The organism is Rhodococcus sp. PvR099, assembly GCF_017833315.1.
Classification (GTDB): domain Bacteria; phylum Actinomycetota; class Actinomycetes; order Mycobacteriales; family Mycobacteriaceae; genus Rhodococcus_G; species Rhodococcus_G oryzae.
Genome location: NZ_JAFIBV010000001.1, coordinates 1410703 through 1427054 on the forward strand (window position 1 = coordinate 1410703; position 16352 = coordinate 1427054).

A 16352-nucleotide genomic window follows, 5' to 3' on the forward strand; every position below is an offset into this window, starting at 1 on the left:
TACATGCGAGGAATCGACTTCGACGAACCGGGACCTCCCGGGGTGCTGAAGTGGCGGGAGACGCCACTGGCGGAGCCGACGCCGTCCGACGTCGTGGTCGACGTCCGGGCCGCCGGGATCAACCAGGCCGACCTCCTCCAGCGCGAAGGCCGGTATCCGGCCCCGACCGGGGCACCCCGCGTTCTCGGCCTCGAGTGCGCGGGCACGATCCGCTGGGTCGGCGATCGGGTGATCGGGTGGTCGAAGGGCGATCGGGTCTGTGCGCTGCTCAACGGCGGCGGGTACGCCGAACAGGCCGTGGTGCCGGCACGCCAGCTGCTTCCCATCCCTGACGGCCTGGACTTTCCGCACGCGGCGGCGCTGCCCGAGGCGTCGTGCACGGTGTACGCCAACCTGACGCTCAAGGCCCACCTGCGCCCTGGGCAGTGGGTTCTCGTGCACGGCGGCGGCGGTGGCATCGGGACGATTGCCGTCCAATGGGCCAAAGCATCCGGCGCCCGGGTGATCACCACCGTCGGAAACCACGCCAAGCTCGACCCCGTCATGCGTCTCGGTGCGGACGTCGCCGTGAACTATCGAACCGACGATTTCGTGGCGCGTGCGCTCGACGCCACCAACGGCCGCGGCGTCGACGCGATCCTCGACATCGCTGGTGCGCCGTATCTGCAGGAAAACCTCGAATGTCTCGGACCTGACGGACATCTCGTCATCATCGGTGGAACCCTCGCACCCACCGAACTCGACCTCGGACTGCTGTTCAGCAAGCGTGCCAGCGTGGCGACAACATCACTACGCTCCCGACCACCCGACCAGAAGGCCGCCATCGTCGCCCGGGTCCGCAAGTACATGTGGCCTCTGATCGACCAAGGGGTGATCGCCCCAGTGGTCGACACCGTCCTACCCATGCCCCTGGCCGCCGAGGCGCACGAATTCCTGTACAGCGGCCGAGCCTTCGGCAAGGTCGTCCTCGTCTCGCCGTGAACCATCCGGAGAAGGGACGGGATTCCCCATACGCACCGGATCAGGAGATCGTGAACAGCGGTCCGGTGATGGTCAGCCCGAGATCACCGGTGTGGGCGAAGAAGGCGAACAGCATCAGTGCCGCACCGGCCAACGCGATGTCCTTGTTGAACTGGATCATCTCCATCTGCCGGGACTGAGGGTCGGATTCGGACCAGAAGTTGTGCATGATCGCCGCGGTCGGGACGAGGAAGGCCACCAGCAGGAGCGAGCCGAGATCGGCCCACACACCGAGGAGCACGCTCAGCGCGCCAACGACCAAGAGCACACCTGAGAACAGGACGGAGAGTTGCGGCATGGGCACGCCCTTGCCTGCGGCGTATTGCGCCATGGCCTTGGACTGGGTCAGGTGGCCCAGAGCGGATGTGAGGAACAACGCGGCGAAGAGAATTCGGCCGATGAGAACGACGATGTCCATTGCCTACCTCCAGGTGTTTGTGAGGCTGGTCAGTAGTGCGCCGGCGGCGGCTTTGCCTGCCGACCTCCGCTCGCCGACTCGGCGAGGGTGTCACGTACCTGAGGATCACATAGGTGCCGTAATACTCGATGTTGGTCAGTATCCCGCGTTGGGCATCAGGTCCATGCTGAAAACGAGATTGAATCCTCGAAGCGGTCCTTCAACGCCGCCGGAGGCTCGAAGCTCCGGGGTCAGCAACTGCGCCCGGCCGCTTCCGAAGCGAACGCCCTCAGCTTGCCGTCGCTCCGAGCCACGACGAGCACCGCGGTCTTCCCGCGGAACTGCGGATTCTCGACCAGCTGCTGGGCGTCCGCAAGTGAGCGTCAAACGATGGAGTGTCCCGTTGACCCCGAGGTCGGCGGCAATACACGCCGGTAGTCGCGGTTGGGGTGCGGCGATCGTGGGGTGCGGCCTACACGGTCGTGATGAATCCGCCATCGATCGTCATGTCGGCGCCGGTGATGTTCGCCGCCCGGTCGGAGGCCAGGAACAGTGTCAGGTCGGCGACCTCGTTGGGGGTGGTGAACCGCCCGGTGGGTGTGCCAGACACCGCGCCGTCCGCGACGTCCTGCGGACTGGCCCCGCTGGCCTTGGAGATCACCTCGGCGACACCTCCCTCGCCCAGCCACAGATCCGTCAGCACCGGGCCCGGGCTGATCGAATTCGCACGAATACCCTTCGGGCCGAGTTCCTTCGACAGGGCCTTGGTGAGGTTCGTGACCGCGGCCTTGACCGCGCAATAATCGACTACGCCGGGGTCCGGGTAGAACGCGTTGACCGAGCCGATCGTGACGATCGCCCCGCCACCGCGCCGGACCATCTCCGGAATCGCCGCCCGAGTGGTGCGCACCGCCGCCATCACCCCGAGCGACCACGAGGCATTCCACTCGTCGTCGGTGACCGTGACGAACCCACCCGGCCGCGGGGTGACCCCACCCGCGTTGTTGACCAGGATGTCCACGCCACCCAGCCGCGCGGCGGCCTCGACCAGCGCGACCGGGCCATCGCTCGTCGACAGGTCCGCGGGCACGAAGGTCGCCCGTCCGGCGGACTCGAGTTCCTCGAGCCGTGTGCTGCGGGTGCGTGATCCCGCGACGATATGTGCCCCAGCCTCGGCGAGGCGGTCGGTGATCGCGAGACCGATGCCCTTGCTCGCGCCGGTGACCACCGCGATCTTCCCGTCGAGATGCAGATCCATCGTCACCCTCCCAAAGGGGCGCAAACGATACCCATGCTGCGGGGCGCACTCCCCCGCACAGCACCGCGATCCCAGACCCGGACCGTCACACCCGACATCCGGCTGATGTGAGGATATCCAGCAGACGGGTCCGCAGGTACCGGAACGCGGCGTATCGGGCTCCTTCCCACCGAATCCTCACCCCGCCCACAGGGGGGTGGATGTCGGGGTGGGGTCGTAGGGTGCGTGGTGGAGGTGGTTGCCGTGATCATCGCTGTTTTCAGTTGCGTCCCTCGCCCGGGGCACCAGTCTCGGCTGGTTCAGGCGGTGGAGTCGACTGAGTTGGAGCCGGCATGCGAGACGGTCGGTGTCGAGCTATGACCACACGCCCAGGGCTGACTGCCGAGCGCGAGGTGGCACGGTTCGAGAAGAGTGGGTGGACTCGGGTTCTCGGGGTGCGTAGGCGCCTGCCGGTCGATCCACACCGATTCCTCAGCAGACAGGGGCGACGGTGGTGGGGCGGCGTTGGAACGCTGGGGGCCGAACTTGAGAAGTGGCTGGCGGACAAGCGATTCGCCGACGATGTCGAGGTCGGGCTGCTGTTCGTGCCTTCGGTGCGGGTGCTGGATACCCGACAGCCGGTGGAGGCAGGCATTCGGCGGCAGCAGCATCCCGACCTGACCGGGGATGTCTTCGATGGCCGCTTGGACGCCGGCGTCGACGCGGTTCCGGACGACACAGCGGGGGCGTTCTTCGTCACGTGTGTTGGTCGGTATGGCGTCTCGGCGGGTAGCTATCAGCAGATCCGAGGGGCCGAGGCGGTGAACTTCGACGTCGCTGACAATGACATTCGTGCGGGCATGACCCGTCAGTTGTGGGGTGCGCGCGTGCTTCAGGCCGGCGACGCGTTCCTTCCGGACTGCGAGCGCAACGAACGGTGGACCTTCACCGTGTTCGCCGGCGAGGAGCTGATCGATGGATTGGCTCAGTCGGGAACCGTGCTGAAGTCTCGGGTGCGGTTCCGGCTCGGCAAGTCGGACCGCGGTATCGGATCGGCTCGCATCACACCGGCCCTCTTTGCCGGACATCTCTGACCGGCCACTCGTGAATCCGAGCTGTGCCCGCTCCTGATACACACGGTGTCGGGCAAGACTCGTTTCCTGGTCGACGACCGTCCTGTCGGACCTGGGCGCGACCTTCCCCACGTTGAACGGTCTTTCGTCTTGACCTTTCCATGAAGACGCCCAACACTTCAGTATGACCACGGACGACGAGGGGCGTCACATCGAGTTCGTCGTCGAGCGCCTCACCAAGAAGCACCCTGAACTCTCGGCAACGACAGTGCGCGACACGGTGGCCCACGCTCACAGGCACTTCGACGGCCGCCGAGTGCGGGATTTCGTCCCGCTGCTCGTCGAACGCAACGCGGAAGCCGAATTGAGCCACGCCGCGGGCATGCGGGAGGTCCCGATCGGCGCCGTTGGCGGTCGCCATCGAGTCGACTGAGGGACACGTGGCCGGCTATTCGCCGGTCGCCTGAGCGTTCGACTCGTCCGCCATGTATTGCGCGTACCAGTCCGGCCAGTCCGTGTCGTATCGCCCGAGTTGTTCCTCGTACTTGCCGTGTGCGGCGGCCGCGCGCCGCATCGCCCCGGCCAGCGCGGTGGCGGAGGCGTAGGCCACCGGCCCCGGCGTGACGCGGTCCGGCGCGCGGGTGGTGACCTCCTGCACGAACCAGCTGTTGCCATCGGGGTCGGCGAAGGACAGCCACGATCCATAGCTCTGGCGGTCCGGGTCCGGGCCGGTCACCCGAGCGGTGGCCCCGGCGTGATGGAACACCCCTCCAGCATCATGGAAGACGTCGCTGACCTGCGCCCCACGGCTCGCCAACTCGGCCCTGGCCACCTCGATGTCGGTCACCACGAGGTGCGGGCCGTCCGCCGAGCCCGGGGCGGCCGAGCTGACTCCGGTGCCGAAGATGATCGAGCACGCCGAGCCCGGCGGTGTCAGCTGCACCACCCGGAAATCCGGGCCGGTGGCGACATCGGCGTCCTCCCGCCAGCCCAACGCCCGGTAGAAGTTCTTGGCCCGGTCAACGTCAGAGACCGGCAACACCACAATCTCCAGCTTCGTGTCCACGGCCTCGGTTCCTCCCGTTGATGCCGGTCACCTGCGTCGATGCCACTGGTGTGTGCGCCACATCCACACTTCCACCACCAATCGCTGGAAGTCCATACCCCGTAGCGATTCAAAGGAGATGGCGGCGGTGCACATGGGCGATCCCGGGATCACCCCACCCGGCCGGGCTGATGAGCATTACGCTCGAAGCATCGCCGCCGTTGTCCGGCGGGCCCCGTCATGACAGGACGCGCCGAATGGCTGTTCTGCTCGAGACCGACTACCTACCTAAGCGTTACCGCGCGGAGGCGGTCCCCTGCGGCGCCCGAACTCCGGACCAAGTCCGTGTCGACAATTCTTGCCGTGCAACGTATTTCCGGGAGCCATCCTCGATTCGCCCGTTCATCACGCCGAGAGGAGAAATTTCGTCATGACCAGCATCCGGACCGTCCAGGTAGACCATCCCAACGCCGAACTGCGCCTCACCACCCGCGAGATACCCGACCCCGGTCCGGGTCAGGTGCGGGTCACCGTCGAGGCCTGCGGCATCTGCCACTCCGACGACGCGTTCGTCACCAATGCCCTTCCCGGCGTGACGTTCCCAGTGACGCCCGGCCACGAGATCGCCGGCCGCATCGACGCGGTCGGCGACGCCGTCGCCCGCTGGCTTCCCGGGGATCGGGTGGCCGTCGGCTGGTTCGGCGGCGCGTGCCTGTACTGCGATCCGTGCCGCGACGGCGACTTCATGCACTGCGAGAACCTTCAGATACCCGGCTGGCACTACCCGGGTGGCTATGCCGACGCCGTGGTCGTACCCGCCACGGCGATCGCCCGCATCCCCGACGAGTTCACCGCCGCGGATGCCGGGCCGATGGCCTGCGCAGGCGTGACCACGTACAACTCGCTGCGCCGGAGCTCGGCCCGCCCCGGTGACCTGGTCGCGATCCTCGGCCTCGGCGGCCTCGGGCACCTCGGTGTCCAGTTCGCGGCGAAGATGGGTTTCGACACCGTCGCGATCGCCCGCGGCCCGGACAAGGAACCGCTGGCCACCCAGTTGGGTGCGCGGCACTACATCGACTCCACGACACAGGACGTCGCCGCCGAACTACGCCGTCTGGGCGGCGCTCGGGTCGTTCAGGCGACCGCCGCGAACTCGGCGGCCATGGCTGCCACCATCGACGGCCTCTCGGCGGACGGCCAATTGATCGTCATCGGCGCCGTCCCGGATCCGATCCCGGTCAGCCCGCTACAACTGATCTTCCAGTCCCGTTCGGTGCACGGGCATCCGGCCGGCACCGCGCGCGATGTCGAACGGACGCTCGACTTCGCGGCTCTCACAGACATCCGCCCCATGATCGAGGAGGTGCCGCTGACCGAGGCTCCGGCCGCCTACCGCCACGCACTCAGCGGCAAAGCTCGATTCCGTGTGGTCCTGACCACCGGACTCTGATCGACATCCGTGCCCAACACGGTCCGCAACTCTGAGTGCGCTGACTACCCCATCGGCGGCGTGCTCGGGCAGGACGGCGTTCTGCATGTACGCCTCGCGCCGCTCCTGGAGATGATGCTGCTGCTCGCGTAGCTGGCGCTGGTCCTGGCGCCGATCACTCCGCTCGCGACTGCTGTCCATGTCGCCGACCATCCCCGGGTTGTTGTCGACCTCCTGGGGACCGCATCGGTATAGCTATCCTCGACTTCGAGAACGGCAATCTCGCCACAAAAATGAGGACACACCAGGTGACTTCCGCAGACCAAGAGGCTGTGAACCCCCTCGCGACCGCCGCCGTCGATCGGCTGTTCGACCGGCAGCGCGACGAATACCTCACGGAAGCGCAGCGCCTCATCCGCGCTTGCGGCAGCCTCATCGCTGAAACCGGTCAGGTGGATCCCCCTGTCGCCGCAATCCTCGAGCGCGCGGGCCTTGCAACCCGCGCGTTCTACCGGCTCTTCAATTCGAAGGAAGAGCTGATCATCGCCGTCCTGCAAGATGGCACCACCACGAAAACCAGCCACGTCATCGAACGTATGTCATCGGCGAGCACACCGCTCGAACGTGTCGATGCATGGGTTCGAGCCGTCGTCCTCCCCTATACCCAGGATGTATCGCAGGGGTATCGAGCAATCCTGCTCCACACGTACCGGTGGGAGACGATGTTTCCCACCGAACTCGCAGCGATGCGCGAACAACTCCTGCAGCCGCTGGTTCACGCAATAGCCGATCTCCGCGACGACGACCCGAAGAACGCTCAAACCGCAGCCGAGATCATTTTCGACGCATTCTTCGGCGTCGCCTGCCGAGCAGAGGCACAAAGGCGGCTGGTCGATCCGGACGAAATCACTGCCCTCACCCGGATGGCCACACTCATCGCCACGTCATTCAGCGCCACGGAGTGAACGACTAGTCACCTCGGGGTAACCCTCGTCAGTTCGACCTGACGAAGGCGCGATCGCAACACACAATTCTTCAATGCTTGGCCGCATCTGCGGCAGGTCTCTTCGGCGACCCGAGCTCGACGGCGCCGCGGCTCCTGGTCTGCCCCCCGCCCATGAACCATGGCACCACGACCCGGCCGCAACGCGACTGTGCGCGAGGCTCCTCTTCGAACCTCGCGCACAGTCGCGTGTCACAGATCTACCTCAGAACCAGCGAACAACCCGTCGACCGAAGCGTTCACCGCGGCGCTGAGACGTCGGCCTGCATGATGTTCGCGCGACTGAGGACCACCGGGACCCACAGCGCGGTGAGGGCGGCCATCCCCGCCCACGTGAGGATCAGCCCGTATTCGATTCCCGTTGGGCGGAGTCCGGGCGGCAGGCTCTGTTGTGACCAGTAGCCGAGCAGTCCGATCACCGTCCCCACACCCGTTCCCATCACCGCTATCTGCGCGATGGCCCATCGTCGTGACCAGGTGCCCAGCAACGAGACGATGACCCCGAAGATCACGACGAACACGATGAACAGCCGCAGTGGCGCGGGCGTCGCGACATGTTCCGGGTTGGGACCTCCCGCGAGTACAGCCCACGCCGGCAGCGACCCCGCATGGGGAAGCGCGAGGCCAAACGTCAAAACGAGGACCACCGCGGTGATCGCCGGGCGGCGCCACCCGGCCACGAACTCTCGGGTGACTCGATTCTCGATCTCGCGGAAGTCGGCACGGTAGTGGGACAGATCGTCGGTCACGACATCCTCCTTGGATCGATACCGAGCGAGGCGACCCACCGGCGATGGTGGGCCGCCTCGACTCATCGGATCAGCCGATGCTGAAGGGCTGGCCCCACAGCGTGACGGTGCTGCTGACGTTCTTCGTGCTGGCGGTGACCTTGACGTAGGAGCGGGCCTGCGCGTAGCCAGCGCAGCCCTCGACACCGATGGTGGAGTCGGCCCAGGTGACGCTGCCGCTCTTGCCCTTGAAGCCGTTGGCGCCCGAGTGCGACTCGCCACCGAAGTCGTCGGCCTTCTCCAGGTCGAGGAGCTTGACGTTCTTGGCCTGGCCGGGAGCGATGGACAGGTTGCCCGCACCCTTGGCGGTCTGCTTGACGCTCTCGCCCTCCCAGTTGGAGGACATGCCGGTGTCGGCGCCGCCCTTGCCACCCAGGGTCAGCTGGCAGGCCACCACGTAACCGGGCTCGATCTTGCCGCCGTCAGCGTTGTCGCCGGACAGTTCGACCTTGGCGCTGCCGGAGACCCACACGTTGCGGTGCAGCGGGGTCGCACCCATCGACGGCGAGATGTTCGCGGACTCACCGGTCATGGCGACGGTGACGACGGTGCCGTCGACAAGCGTCTTGGAGATGGTCCCGCCGGGCAGCGGCACGAAGGTGTCGGCATTGGCCGCACCCGCCGACAGGAAGCCGACCGCGACGGCCGTGGCCGCGCCGACGGCGGAGATCTGCAGCCCGCGACGCAGGCCGTTCGTGCTGGTGTTCATGAATTCCCCTTTGAGGGTTCAGGTTTCAGGTTCGGGGGTGGGCTGGGTCAGCCGATGCTGAAGGGCTGGCCGTACAGGGTGGTCTTGGAGTAGTCGTTGCCGACGATCTCGACCACCGTGTAGGAGCGGGCCTGGGCGAATCCGCCGCAGTTCTGGATCTCGAGCTGGGTGTCCTGGTACTGGACCGAGTACTTGCCGTTCTTCTTGATGTCCTTGCCCGCGACGCTGACGAACTTGACCTGGCCGGCGGAGACCGGAACGGTCAGCGAACCGGAGATCGACGGTCCCGAGAGGTCGATGCCTGCGCCGATGGAGCCGCCGAGGCCGGTGATGTCGACCTGGCAGCCCACGATGTAGCCGGTGCTGATCCGCGAGACCCCGTGCGTGGACGAGTTGTTGGTGCCCTTGTCGTTGGTGGCACCGTTGAACGGCCCCGCCTCACCTTCCTTGGTGATGCCCTTGACGTCCGCGGTGACGGTGCCCGAGACCCACGCGGTGCGGCCGGCACCGTTCGCTGCGAGTGACGGCGAGATCAGGGCACTCTCGCCCGTGCGGGAGACGACCGCACCCGGTCCGGCCTTCTGCCCGTCGGGCAGCGGCACGAAGGTGTCGGCGTGGGCCACACCGGTGGACATCAGCCCGATCGCCACGGCGGCGGCAGCGCCCACGCCGACACTACGGAACTTGCTCATCAAATCTCCTTCATAGGCCGCGGCGCATGGGCGCGCGGCACCAAACTCAAATGAAAATGGTTTCCAGTAACCTAGGGAGGGCGGCGGACGCTGTCAAATGCGCCCCCGAGGAAGGGCTTTCGGCCCGGGTCCGCGGCCTTCTGGGCGCACTCCACCGCGCGGGCTCTGGTGAGCACCACGCTGACGGCGGAACGGCGAAGGTACGCGTCAAGATCACCCCTGCTCGGACTGGCGCCCAGACAGGGATGTCGGTTGACGTCGACTAGGCAGACGGCGGCGGGCCGCGGGTGCCGGTGCCCGAGCCGACCAGCAGCCAGCGGGCGAGCGGCGGCGAATCTGCAGGGGCGCAGACCGCGACAGGTACCAGGACCGGCACCTCGGTGAACGGCGCCGGAACTCTCCGGCTCAGTGCCGAAAGCACTGAGACACATCCGCGCTCACCGGCCCGGATCAGCACGGCGGTCACCGCGACGGCGGCGGCGTGCGCGGCGACCATCTGCGGACCGAGCTGCGGCCCGTGCACGTGAACAGCGCCCATCGCGAGCGCGATGTGCCCGATCGCCTGGCCCAGGGTCAGCGCGGCGGCCACGAACAACAGCTGATGTCGATCCACCCGCACGGACGCGATGACCGCACCGACGGCCGCGCAGCCCAGCATCAGCAGGACCACCGAACTCTCCGCGGGAGCCGTGCCCCCGCCCAGCGCGTGAGCGGCGACGCTCACCGCGCCGGAGGTCGAGCCCACGAAGGCACCGCGCATCCGCGCGATCGTCATCCCCTGTGAGCCCACACGCGAAGAATACAAGGCACTACTACAACGGCTAGTACCCAGGATCGGTTGTCGGCGAGGGTATCTACCGGGGCGGTTCGGTCTGGTACGCGTCCACCGCCCGTTGCAGCCGATCGAGCGCCTCACGCAGCTCCGCGATTGCCCTGTTCAGTTCATCGGCGGTCGCCGGATTCGCGACCGCGGGCGGGGGCGGACCCGCCGGTTCCCCCACAGGCGGCGGCGCTGGCGGCGGCCCCGCGCCCGATCCCGGCGCCGTGGCCACGCCGCCGGTGCCCGCCCCGAACACCTGGTCCAGCGCCTCCGCCAGGGTGGGCGCGTATCCCACCCGGACCCCGCCCGTGGCCCCCGGCTCCCGATAGCTGACCAGCAGGCGCGCGAGCTGGGGGAAGGTCGACGTGTTCTGTTCCGACGCGATCCGCTCGGTGAACAGCGGCTCCACGTAGAGCACTCCGCCGTCGGCGATCGGCAACGTCAGCAGGTTGCCGTACTGGATCCGGTTCGACCGCTCCAGCAGGGTCCGCTCCGACGCCACCCGGGTGTCCGAGATCATCGAGTTCTGGATCTGCTGTGGGCCCTGCGTGAGGGTGTCGGTCGGCAGTTCGAGCACGGTCAGCTTGCCGTAGTCCTCGGGATCGGAGTGCGCGGAGATGTAGGCGGAGAGGAATTCGCGCCGGAACCCGACCATGGTGCTGGCCAGCCGGAACGACGGCTCCGCGGTCGCCTGGTCACCCACCAGCACGTAGAACGGCATCTGGTACGGGTTGGACTCGACGGTCGGGTCGCTCGGCACCGACCAGAATGCGTTGGTGGTGAAGAACTCTCGCGGATCATCGACGTGATACTTCGCGAGCATGTCGCGCTGGATCTTGAACAGGTCCTGGGGGTACCGGAAGTGGGCCCGCAACTCGGCGGGAACGGAGCTCTCGGGTTGCACGGTGCCAGGGAAGGCGCTCATCCACGCTTTGAGCACCGGATCCTGCTGGTCGACCTGGTACAGGGTGACCGTGCCGTCGTAGGCGTCGACGGTGGCCTTCACCGAGTTACGGATGTAGGAGACCTCCCCACCCCGCCGCACGGGCGCGGGCTCGGCGCCGACCACCAGGTCCTCGAGCGAACTGCGCTGCGCGTACGGGTAGTTGTTCACCGTGGTGTACGCGTCGACGATCCACACGATCTTCCCGCCCACCACGGCGGGATAGGGGTCGTGGTCGGTGGTCAGCCAGGGGGCCACCAGGTGCACGCGCTCGGCGGGGGACCGATTGAAGATGATCCTCGATCCGGATCCGATCGCCTTGGAGAAGATGATGTTGCGCTCGGAGTACTTGACGGCGAACGCCATCCGGTTGAACCAGTTCCCGATCGAGACACCGCCGGTCCCGTCATAGGTGTAGGTGGAGGTGTCGGTGTCGTACTCGCGTGGCGCGGAACCCTCCGGACCACCGACGACCGCATAGTCGGGGTCGGTCCTCGCGATCAGTTCGCCGAAGTAGATGCGCGGCTGGTCCACTTTGATGACCTGGTGGCCGGAGCCCTGGCTGGCGATGTCGCTGACCGTGTACACCGGATATCCGCTGTTGCTGCTCGAGGTATCCCCCACCGCCTCCCGCACCGCGGCGTTCACCCGGTTCGCTGGCGCCGCGACGAACCCGTCACCGTGGGTGTACACCGTGTGCTGGTTGACCCACTGGGTCTGATTGCCGCTCAGGCTGCTCGGGGTCAACTCGCGGGCCGCGACGACGTAGTCGCGCAGCTTGCCGTCGATCATGTACCTGTCGAGGTCAAGGGTTGCGGGGAACGCGTAGAAGTTCTTGAGCTGTTGCTGCTGGATGAAGGTGTGCGAGAGCAGGTTCGGATCGAGCAGCCGGGCGTTCGCGATCGTCGTCACGTCGGCGGGCACGTCCCGGGGCGATTTGGTGCCGATGCCCGGATACGGCAGGAACTCGACCTTGTCCGCGCCGACGCCGTACGCCTGGCGGGTGGCCTCGATGTTGCGCTCGATGTACGGACTCTCCCGGTCTGCTGCGTTGGGACGGACCGAGAACTGCTCCACGGCCAGCGGCCAGACCGCGCCGACCAGGATCGAGGACAGCAGCAGGAGGATCGCGGCCAATGCCGGCACCCGGAGGTCGCGCAGCACGATCGCGGCGAAGAAGGCGGCGGCGCAGATGAGGGCGATCGCGAGCAGGATCAGTCTCGCCGGGAGCACCGCGTTGATGTCGGTGAAGCCACCGCCCGTGAACGTGGGCTCCTTGCGGCCGCTCGAGAGCAGCGCGTACCGGTCGAACCAATACGCCACCGCCTTGAGCAGAATAAACGTCCCCGCGAGCACGGCCAGCTGGACACGGGCGGCCCGGCTGATTCCGCCCTCGCTCCAGGAGATGCGTACCCCGCCGAACAGGTAGTGCGTGGTCAGGCTGGCCAGGAAGGCGAACACGGTCGCCACGAACAGCCAGTTCAGGACCGACCGATAGAAGGGCAGGTCGAAGACGTAGAAGCCGACGTCTAGACCGAACTGCGGATCCGTGACCCCGAACGCCCCGCCGTGCAGGAACAGCTGAACCGTCTCCCAGCTCGACTGCGCGATCAGGCCGCACAGCAGCCCGAGGACGATGGGGATGCCCAGCCCGAAAAGGCGCGGCCTGCGCCGCACGAAGTCGCGATAGATCCGGATCGGATCGTCCTCGGCACGCCCAGGCAAGAACACCGGTCGGGCGCGGAACGCCAGCAGCACCGCGAGGAACACGGCGCCGCCGACGAGCACGGCCACCGCGGCGAACAGCAGCAGCCTGGTCACCAGCATCGTCACCCAGACGGTCCGGTATCCGACCTCACCGAACCACAGCCAGCTGGTGTACATGCCCACCAGCACGGGGAGCACGATCAGGGCCGCGAGCAGGCCAACCGCCGACAGCAGCAGGATCCGGCCGCGCCGGGACAGCTGCGGTAGACCTTCGACCGGCCGATTGCCCACTTCCCACGCTCCAGGTCCGAGCGCGTCGCGGCCTACCGGCCTGTTCTCACCAGCGTCACCGCCGACGTGTGTCCGTTTCGCCCCATTCTACTGGCGCGAACCCGGACCGCGGTGTGTCGCCGCCGCCACCGCCGAGTGTGCACCTGCCGGCGCAAACCCCCAGGTGGGACGACGGCAGCTGCACACTCGGAGGGGTCAGGAGGCGGCGAGCAGCACGTCCGCGTCGAAGCAGGTGTGGGTGCCGGTGTGGCAGGCCGCACCCTCCTGGTCGACGATCAGCAGCACGCTGTCGCCGTCGCAGTCGAGCCGCACCTCGTGCACGTACTGGGTGTGCCCGGACGTCTCGCCCTTGACCCAGTACTGCTGGCGGGACCGCGAATAGTAGGTTCCCTTGCGGGTTTCCAGGGTGCGTGCGAGCGCCTCGTCGTCCATCCACGCGACCATCAGCACCGCGCCGGTGGCCCGCTCCTGGGCGACCGCACTGAACAGGCCGGCATCGTTTCGCTTCAGCCGGGCGGCGATTGCGGGATCGAGACTCATCGGACCACGATACCTTCGGCCCGCATGGCGTCCTTGACCTGCGGGATCTCCAGCTCGCCGAAGTGGAAGACGCTGGCCGCGAGCACCGCGTCCGCGCCCGCCTGCACGGCAGGGGCGAAGTGGTCCACCGCGCCCGCGCCGCCGCTGGCGATGACCGGAACGTGCACCGCGGCCCGTGCGGCCCGGATCATCGGCAGATCGAACCCGGCCTTGGTGCCGTCCGCGTCCATCGAGTTCAGCAGGATCTCCCCCACCCCGAGCTCGGCGCCGCGCAGCGCCCACTCGATCGCGTCGATCCCGGTGCCGCGCCTGCCGCCGTGCGTGGTGACCTCCCAGCCGGACGGCGTCGGCTCCTGCCCCTCGGGCACGGTCCGCGCGTCCACCGACAGCACGATGCACTGCGATCCGAACCGCTGGCTGAGCTCGCGCAGCAGCTCCGGGCGCGCGATCGCGGCGGTGTTGACGCTGACCTTGTCGGCGCCCGCCCGCAGCAGGCGGTCCACGTCCTGCTCGGTGCGCACCCCGCCGCCGACGGTGAGCGGGATGAAGACCTGCTCGGCCGTGCGGGTCACCACGTCGATCATGGTCCCGCGGTCCGAGGTGGACGCGGTGACGTCGAGGAAGGTCAGCTCGTCGGCGCCCTGCGCGTCGTACAGCGCCGCCAACTCCACGGGATCGCCCGCGTCGCGCAGGTTCTCGAAGTTCACGCCCTTCACGACGCGGCCCGCGTCCACGTCCAGACACGGGATGACCCGAACCGCCACCGTCATTGCGTCAGCCTTCCTGCCGGTAGCCCCGGGTCCCGATCCAGGTAGTCACCCGGATCGCCCAGAGCCACAAGAATATTCAACACCTCTTCGTGCACCCCCGGCGCCGCGGCGAGCACCGAGGTCGACCCGATGTGCCAGGGCGCACCCGCCAGGTCGGTGACCACACCGCCCGCCGCGCGCACCAGGGCGACGCCAGGCGCGTTGTCCCAGGGGTTGTGACCGAACACCACCGAAGCGCCGAGCGCGCCACCGGCGGTGAAGGCCAAGTCGGCGCCGGTGCTGCCGTGGATCCGCAGCCTCCTGCTCACCCGACTCAGTTCGCCGAGCGCCCGCACCCGATAGGGCCCGGGGATCGGTCCCCTGCCGTCGACGTTGAACGCGCCGAACCCGACCAGCGAATCGGACAGCGAGGCAGTCGCCAACGGCGGCAACGCCTCCCCGTTGCACAGCACCGGGCCGTCGACAACCGCCGCGTAGCGCCGGCCCATCCCGGGCAGCCAGGTCAGGCCGAGCACCGGGACCCCGTCGTCGAGCAGCGCGAGCAACATCCCTGCGGTCGGCAGGCCGGACGAGTAGTTCAGCGTGCCGTCGATCGGGTCCAGCACCCACACCGGCCCCTCGGTCAGGTCCGGTCCGCCGAATTCCTCACCGTGCACACCGATTCCGGTCAGCTCGGTCAGTTCCGCGCTGAGCCGTCGTTCCAGCTCGAGATCGAGCTCGGTGGCGAAGTCGCGGGCGCCCTTGCTCACCGCGCTCGGCGCGCCGACGCCCTCGAGGAAGCGCTCCTGCGCCGCGTCCAGCAGGCCGCTCGCGATGGAGAGCAGCTCGTGCGGGTCGCGGGGCAGGCTCATGTCCGGCGCTATCGCGAGACCGCGGCGAGCGCTTCGGGGAGCGTGAACCGCCCGGCGTACAACGCCTTTCCGACGATGGAGCCCTCGACGCCCAGGTCGACGAGTCCGGCGATCGCGACGAGGTCCTCGATGCTGGATACGCCGCCGGAGGCCACGACCGGCGCCTTGGTGGCGCCGCAGACCTGGCTGAGCAGCTCCAGGTTGGGACCGGTGAGGGTGCCGTCCTTGCCGACGTCGGTGACGACGTAGCGCGAGCAGCCGTCCCGATCGAGGCGCTCGAGGGTCTCGAACAGGTCGCCACCCTCGGTGACCCAGCCGCGTCCACGCAGCTGGTAGCGGCCGTCGACGTTGCGGACATCGAGGCCGACCGCGATCCGGTCGCCGTACTCGCCGATGGCGCGGGCGCACCACTCGGGGTTCTCGATGGCGGCGGTGCCGAGGTTGACGCGCGCGCAGCCGGTGGCCAGCGCGGCCCGCAGCGACTCGTCGTCGCGGATGCCGCCGGACAGTTCGACCTTCACGTCGAGTTCGCCGACCACACCGGCGATCATGTCGCGGTTCGAGCCCCGGCCGAAGGCGGCGTCCAGGTCGACCAGGTGCACCCATTCGGCACCGTCGTTCTGCCACGCGAGCGCGGCATCCCGGGGGGATCCGTAGCTCGTCTCGCTGCCGGCCTCTCCCTGAACGAGGCGAACAGCTTCACCGTTGGCAACATCTACAGCAGGCAAAAGGACCAGGCTCACGTGCGCCTACCCTAGTCCGTCATCGCGGCGAGCCGGTTCCCGGGTCGCCGCCCTGTTCGCCCGCGCTCTGTTCGTCGTCCGCGGAGTCGTCGAGAGCGCGCCGGGTCATCCGGGTGGAGACGAGGCCCATCGCCGCGATCGCACCCGCAACCCCGGCGAGGACGATGACCAATCCCACGACCGGTCCCGGCTTCAGCACCGCCAGCAGTACGGTCGCGAGCGCGAGGACCGCGGCGGCGGAGCCGAGCGAGAACAGGGCGAGACGCCCCATCGACAGGCCGCGCCGCTGCCCGG

General features: G+C 67.9%; 19 protein-coding genes. 6 read left to right on the forward strand and 13 right to left on the reverse strand.

Annotated features, from left to right (window positions below):
* Positions 1–3: 3 nt before the first annotated feature.
* Entirely contained in the window at positions 4–981 is a 978-nt protein-coding gene (locus JOE46_RS06360) for an NAD(P)H-quinone oxidoreductase (protein WP_209926581.1), read from the forward strand.
* A gap of 40 nt (positions 982–1021) precedes the next feature.
* Here JOE46_RS06360 and JOE46_RS06365 read toward each other — a convergent pair whose 3' ends face one another.
* Positions 1022–1438, reverse strand: coding sequence for a DoxX family protein (locus JOE46_RS06365; protein WP_209926583.1), 417 nt, complete (start codon positions 1436–1438; stop codon positions 1022–1024).
* A 451-nt stretch (positions 1439–1889) separates the two neighbouring features.
* Entirely contained in the window at positions 1890–2675 is a 786-nt protein-coding gene (locus tag JOE46_RS06370) for an SDR family NAD(P)-dependent oxidoreductase (RefSeq protein WP_209926587.1), read from the reverse strand.
* 434 nt (positions 2676–3109) lie between these two features.
* On the opposite strand from JOE46_RS06370, the gene JOE46_RS06375 reads away from it, so the two are divergent.
* Together JOE46_RS06375 and JOE46_RS06380 are read left to right on the forward strand one after the other, a co-directional pair.
* Positions 3110–3748: a hypothetical protein gene (locus JOE46_RS06375; RefSeq protein ID WP_209926589.1), complete on the forward strand. Its 639-nt coding sequence runs from the start codon at positions 3110–3112 to the stop codon at positions 3746–3748.
* 163 nt (positions 3749–3911) lie between these two features.
* Positions 3912–4160, forward strand: a complete 249-nt coding sequence (locus JOE46_RS06380; protein ID WP_209926591.1) for a three-helix bundle dimerization domain-containing protein — start codon at positions 3912–3914, stop codon at positions 4158–4160.
* Positions 4161–4175: 15 nt separating this feature from the next.
* On the opposite strand, the gene JOE46_RS06385 is transcribed toward JOE46_RS06380, so the two are convergent.
* On the reverse strand, positions 4176–4793 hold the full coding sequence (locus tag JOE46_RS06385; RefSeq protein WP_209926593.1) for a VOC family protein: 618 nt from the start codon (positions 4791–4793) through the stop codon (positions 4176–4178).
* Positions 4794–5202: 409 nt separating this feature from the next.
* Here JOE46_RS06385 and JOE46_RS06390 point away from each other — a divergent pair, with 409 nt between their 5' ends.
* From JOE46_RS06390 to JOE46_RS06395, 3 genes are all read left to right on the forward strand, one after another.
* A complete protein-coding gene (locus tag JOE46_RS06390; protein WP_209926594.1) occupies positions 5203–6222 on the forward strand; it encodes an alcohol dehydrogenase catalytic domain-containing protein in 1020 nt (339 codons plus the stop codon).
* A 9-nt stretch (positions 6223–6231) separates the two neighbouring features.
* On the forward strand, positions 6232–6354 hold the full coding sequence (locus tag JOE46_RS26725) for a hypothetical protein (protein WP_269590159.1): 123 nt from the start codon (positions 6232–6234) through the stop codon (positions 6352–6354).
* Between the two features lie 155 nt (positions 6355–6509).
* Complete coding sequence (locus JOE46_RS06395; RefSeq protein WP_209926595.1) at positions 6510–7166, forward strand: TetR/AcrR family transcriptional regulator; 657 nt, start codon at positions 6510–6512, stop codon at positions 7164–7166.
* Positions 7167–7443: 277 nt separating this feature from the next.
* Here JOE46_RS06395 and JOE46_RS06400 read toward each other — a convergent pair whose 3' ends face one another.
* From JOE46_RS06400 to JOE46_RS06445, 10 genes are all read right to left on the reverse strand, one after another.
* Positions 7444–7953: a hypothetical protein gene (locus JOE46_RS06400; protein WP_209926596.1), complete on the reverse strand. Its 510-nt coding sequence runs from the start codon at positions 7951–7953 to the stop codon at positions 7444–7446.
* Between the two features lie 70 nt (positions 7954–8023).
* On the reverse strand, positions 8024–8701 hold the full coding sequence (locus JOE46_RS06405) for an MspA family porin (RefSeq protein ID WP_097214314.1): 678 nt from the start codon (positions 8699–8701) through the stop codon (positions 8024–8026).
* A 47-nt stretch (positions 8702–8748) separates the two neighbouring features.
* Complete coding sequence (locus JOE46_RS06410; RefSeq protein WP_209926598.1) at positions 8749–9393, reverse strand: MspA family porin; 645 nt, start codon at positions 9391–9393, stop codon at positions 8749–8751.
* Positions 9394–9655: 262 nt separating this feature from the next.
* Positions 9656–10183 carry a hypothetical protein gene (locus tag JOE46_RS06415; RefSeq protein WP_306455757.1) on the reverse strand — a complete coding sequence of 176 codons (528 nt, stop codon included), beginning with the start codon at positions 10181–10183 and terminating at the stop codon, positions 9656–9658.
* 64 nt (positions 10184–10247) lie between these two features.
* Positions 10248–13154 carry a UPF0182 family protein gene (locus JOE46_RS06420; RefSeq protein ID WP_097214317.1) on the reverse strand — a complete coding sequence of 969 codons (2907 nt, stop codon included), beginning with the start codon at positions 13152–13154 and terminating at the stop codon, positions 10248–10250.
* A 195-nt stretch (positions 13155–13349) separates the two neighbouring features.
* Positions 13350–13694, reverse strand: coding sequence for a phosphoribosyl-AMP cyclohydrolase (gene hisI, locus JOE46_RS06425; protein WP_209926601.1), 345 nt, complete (start codon positions 13692–13694; stop codon positions 13350–13352).
* The gene (hisF, locus tag JOE46_RS06430; RefSeq protein WP_077041870.1) at positions 13691–14464 is read right to left on the reverse strand and encodes an imidazole glycerol phosphate synthase subunit HisF; all 774 of its coding nucleotides are present in this window, start codon (positions 14462–14464) and stop codon (positions 13691–13693) included. Before hisF ends, hisI begins: the two co-directional genes overlap by 4 nt.
* Entirely contained in the window at positions 14461–15315 is an 855-nt protein-coding gene (locus tag JOE46_RS06435; protein WP_209926603.1) for an inositol monophosphatase family protein, read from the reverse strand. The genes hisF and JOE46_RS06435 overlap by 4 nt, the downstream gene beginning before the upstream one ends.
* Positions 15316–15323: 8 nt before the next feature.
* Positions 15324–16058, reverse strand: a complete 735-nt coding sequence (gene priA / locus JOE46_RS06440; protein WP_097214319.1) for a bifunctional 1-(5-phosphoribosyl)-5-((5-phosphoribosylamino)methylideneamino)imidazole-4-carboxamide isomerase/phosphoribosylanthranilate isomerase PriA — start codon at positions 16056–16058, stop codon at positions 15324–15326.
* A gap of 19 nt (positions 16059–16077) precedes the next feature.
* On the reverse strand, positions 16078–16329 hold the full coding sequence (locus tag JOE46_RS06445; protein WP_097214348.1) for a hypothetical protein: 252 nt from the start codon (positions 16327–16329) through the stop codon (positions 16078–16080).
* Between the last annotated feature and the right edge of the window lie 23 nt (positions 16330–16352).